Source organism: Sandaracinobacteroides sp., assembly GCF_057137845.1.
The window spans coordinates 1-3844 of record NZ_DBNHFX010000055.1 but is presented as its reverse complement, the minus strand read 5'-3'; the positions used below and the strand labels follow the sequence as shown (position 1 = coordinate 3844).

Sequence of the window (3844 nt, the reverse complement as noted above, 5' to 3'; positions counted from 1 at the left end):
AAGCCGAGATCCGGCCGCTCGAGCAGACGGACGACAATATCCGCTTCTTCGACCACCGGCGCGAATGGGCGCGCACCGATTTCGACAATGGCGGCCTGCCGCGCCACGACTGGGAAGAACTGCTGCGGGAAGCGGCGTTGCGGGCCGATCGGGCCGGCCATTGGCGGTTTTCGGCGCCGAAGAAATATGGCGGCAAGGATGGTTCGAACCTGTGGATGGCGGTGATCCGCGACCATTTCGCAGCCAAGGGGCTTGGCCTCCACAATGATCTTCAGAACGAACATTCGATCGTCGGCAATTTCCCGTTTGTGGCGATGTTCGAAACCTTCGGCACCGAGGCGCAGAAGGCGGAATTCATCGTCGGCGGGTTCGAGCGCAAGCGGATCGTCGCGTTCGGCCTGACCGAGCCGGATCATGGTTCCGATGCCACCCACATGGAAACCCGCGCCGTGCGCGAAACCCGCGACGGTGTGCCGGGCTGGCGCATCAACGGCGAGAAGATGTGGACCACGGGGATGCACGTCGCCACCCATTGCGCCACCTTCTGCCGGACATCCGGCGAGGACGGCGCGGCGCGCGGCATTTCCTGCCTGCTGGTGCCGACCGACACGCCGGGATTGAAGGTCGAGGAGTATCTCTGGACCTTCAACATGCCGACGGATCACCCGCGCGTCAGCTTCACGGATGCCTGGGTGCCGGATTCAGCGCTGCTTGGCCCGCCCGAGGGCGGGCTGGCGCTGGCGCAAAGCTTTGTCCACCAGAACCGCATCCGGCAGGCGGCGTCGTCGCTGGGGGCGGCCAGCTTCTGTGTCGAGGAGAGCGTTCGCTATGCCCGGCAACGCAAGCCCTTCGGCGAGGCGCTGGCGAAAAATCAGGCGATCCAGTTCCCGCTGGTCGAGCTGGCAACCCAGTGCGAGATGCTGCGCCTGCTGATCTATCGCACCGCATGGGAGATGGACCAGTTGCCGCACGAGGAAATCGAACACCGCCTGTCGGACAAGATTTCGATGTGCAACTACTGGGCGAACCGGCTGGTCGGGCAGGCGGCCGACCGCGCGATTCAGGTGCATGGCGGCATCGGCTATTCGCGGCACAAGCCGTTCGAGCACATCTATAGGCACCATCGGCGCTATCGGATCACCGAAGGCTCGGAGGAAATCTAGATGCGCAAGGTTGCCGCCTATCTGTTCGGTTATCTCGGGCCACGGCGCGAGGAGTTCCGCAACCTTTGAAAGCGGCGGCCGCCGTTTCGGGGCGAATGGTCATGCAGGCGGATCGGCGGAGTCGGGCCGGAGCATGCTGCCGACGTCGCGCACGAAGCGCCGGAACGCCAGGAACACCGCAACCGTTGCCGCAAGCAGCAGCAACACCAGCACCAGCGCAACCCACGGATTGACCAGCGCGACCAGCAGCGTTGCCGTGGTGAAGATATCCTCGGTGCCGGAAACCGCGATGTTGGAAACGGGTTCCGGGCTGGTGTTCACGGCGGCCCGCGCCGAGGCCTTGGCGCCGTGCGTTAACAGCGCCGATCCGCCGCCCAGCAGCAGTGTGACCAGTTGCCAGACCGGCTGGCTGGGATCGATGATGGCAAGCGCCAGCAATGCGCCGCCGAGAGGCCGCACGATCGTGTGGACGCCGTCCCACAGGCTGTCGACCCACGCCACCTTGTCGGCCAGAAATTCGGCCACAGCGCCAAGCAGCGCCGCCCCCATCACCCAGGGGTTCGCCAGCACGTCGAGCGATTGCAGATGTTGCGGCAGCCCGATCAGATCGAAATGCATTGCAAGCCCGGCAACCAGCACCGTTGCGTAAAGCCTCCAGCCGGCCAGCAGGCTGAAACTGGCCGCAAGTGCGATGAGTTCCGTTGCTCCCATGCGTTCTTCCTTCCGCCGGGCATCGTCGTTGCGTGCAACGTTCCCATGCACGTGCGGCATTGGCAAGAAAGATTGAGCAAGGAGAGGCTAGCCCCTATGTGGGGCGGGTGAACGCTGACCAGACCCCCCAATCGCCCGCCGCACCCACGCAAACGACCGATACGCAAGGAAAGTCCGCCGAGGCGCCGCCGTCGCGCAAGCTGTCGAGCCTTGGTTTGCTGTGGGGCTATGCGCGCAACTATCCCGGCCACCTGGCGGCGGCGCTTGCAGCACTGGTGGTTGCAGCGGCAGCGACACTTGCCATCCCGCAGGGCTTCAAGCTTGTCGTCGACAAGGGGTTCGGTGCGGGCGCGCAGGCGGAAATCTCGCATTACTTCCTGATCCTGCTGGCGATCGTGCTGGTGCTGGGCATGGCGACGGCCATTCGCTTCTACTTCGTAAGCTGGCTGGGCGAGCGGGTGGTGACCGACCTTCGCAAGGACGTGCAGGCGCACCTTATCCGGCTGGATCCGGGGTTTTTCGAAATGAACCGCCCATCCGAGATCGCGTCGCGGATGACGACCGACACCGCCGTCATCGAGCAGGTGGTCGCGACCTCGGCCTCGATCGCCTTGCGCAACCTGTTCATGGGCATCGGCGGCACAATCTACCTGCTGGGCCTGTCGCCAAAGCTGACCGGCCTGATGCTGGTGGTGATCCCGGTGGTGGTGGTGCCGATCATCCTGATGGGTCGGCAGGTGCGAAAACTCTCGCAGAAAAGCCTAGACCGGGTCGCTGATGTCGGGTCGCTTATTTCCGAGATGCTGCGCGCGGTGAAGGTGGTGCAGTCGTTCGGGGCGGAAGGCCGCGAAACGCAACGTTTTGCCGAGACCGCCGAGAACGCATTTGCAACCGCCAAGCAGCGGATCGCCGTTCGTGCCGGAATGACGGCGATCGTGATCACGCTGGTGTTCGGGGCGATCACGCTGGTGCTGTGGGAAGGTGCGAACGACGTGATCGCCGGACACATGACCGGCGGCACGATCACCGCGTTCGTGCTGGCGGCGGCGCTGGTGGCGGGCGCATTCGGCGCCCTGACCGAGGTGTATGGCGATTTCATGCGTGCGGCTGGCGCATCTGCGCGCATGCGCGAGCTGCTGGCCGAGCAGCCGACGATCTTCCGCCCGGCGACGCCGGTTGCGCTGCCCGTTCCGCCGGTCGGGCGCCTGAGCTTCGACGCTGTGGCGTTCCGATATCCAAGCCGGCCGGATCTGCCAGCGGTCAGGGGGTTCGAGCTTGATGTGCGGCCTGGCGAGCGTGTTGCCATCGTCGGGCCTTCGGGGGCCGGCAAATCGACGCTGTTTCAGCTTGTCCAGCGTTTTTATGATCCTTCGTCGGGCGGGTTGCGCATGGACGACGTGGATCTGCGTCAGGCCGACCCGGCGGACATCCGCGCGCGGATCGCCGTGGTGCCGCAAGAGGCCGTGGTGTTCATGGGTACGGCGCGTGCGAACATTCTATATGGCCGTCCGGACGCGACCGAAGATGAAGTGTGGGCAGCCGCAAAGGCCGCTAACGCCGCCGATTTTCTGCGCGCCCTGCCGCAGGGCCTCGACACCGAGATGGGGGAGGGGGGCGCCCAGCTCTCCGGCGGGCAGCGACAGCGGATCGCCATTGCCCGCGCGTTGCTGAAGGATGCGCCGATCCTGCTGTTGGACGAAGCGACCAGCGCGCTCGACGCCGAATCCGAGGCGGCGGTGCAGGAAGCGCTGGAACGGTTGATGGAGGGCCGCACCAGCCTTGTGATCGCGCACCGTCTGGCCACGGTGAAGCATGCCGATCGTATCGTGGTGATGGACGAGGGGGCGATCGTCGAGATTGGCACCCACGCGGAACTGGTCGCCAGAAACGGCCTCTATGCGCGCCTTGCGAACCTGCAGGCGGTCGGCCTCGACACTGAAGGTGCACATTTGCGCGACTGACAGGCAGCC

At 65.2% G+C, this 3844-nt stretch carries 3 protein-coding genes; 2 read left to right on the top strand and 1 reads right to left on the bottom strand.

The window, feature by feature from the left end; all coding sequences use genetic code 11:
- A partial coding sequence (locus AC16JP_RS02725; RefSeq protein WP_484339067.1) for an acyl-CoA dehydrogenase family protein occupies nucleotides 1-1163 on the top strand: 1163 nt, incomplete at its 5' end.
- Between the two features lie 99 nt (nucleotides 1164-1262).
- Here the strand turns inward: AC16JP_RS02725 and AC16JP_RS02720 are convergent.
- Nucleotides 1263-1874 (bottom strand): DUF4126 domain-containing protein, encoded by a 612-nt coding sequence (locus AC16JP_RS02720; protein WP_484339066.1) that lies wholly within the window; start codon nucleotides 1872-1874, stop codon nucleotides 1263-1265.
- Nucleotides 1875-1981: 107 nt separating this feature from the next.
- Here AC16JP_RS02720 and AC16JP_RS02715 point away from each other — a divergent pair, with 107 nt between their 5' ends.
- Nucleotides 1982-3835 carry an ABC transporter transmembrane domain-containing protein gene (locus AC16JP_RS02715; protein WP_484339065.1) on the top strand — a complete coding sequence of 618 codons (1854 nt, stop codon included), beginning with the start codon at nucleotides 1982-1984 and terminating at the stop codon, nucleotides 3833-3835.
- Nucleotides 3836-3844 lie beyond the last annotated feature (9 nt).